Here is a 259-nt window from a genome sequence, read left to right on the forward strand (position 1 = left end):
GCTGTTCTTGCCATTAGCAATGATGACAGACTTAACCTTCTTGGAATAAAAAAGGTTCCTGGAGGCACCATGAGAGATTCCTTCCTTGTTAACGGTGTTGCCTTCAAGAAGACATTTTCCTATGCTGGATTTGAGCAACAGCCAAAGAAGTTCTTGAGTCCAAAGATTCTTTTGCTGAACATAGAACTAGAATTGAAATCTGAGAAAGAAAATGCAGAAATCAGATTGTCTGACCCTTTACAATACCAATCAATCGTCG

The 259-nt window shown here is 39.4% G+C and carries 1 protein-coding gene; it reads left to right on the plus strand.

Annotation, left to right across the window (positions count from 1 at the left end; genetic code table 11):
* Nucleotides 1–259: TCP-1/cpn60 chaperonin family protein (locus tag L9G74_RS24395; RefSeq protein WP_238898733.1), on the plus strand; the 259-nt coding region annotated here is incomplete at both ends.

The sequence above is a fragment of the Shewanella electrica genome, from assembly GCF_022321485.1.
GTDB lineage: Bacteria > Pseudomonadota > Gammaproteobacteria > Enterobacterales > Shewanellaceae > Shewanella > Shewanella electrica.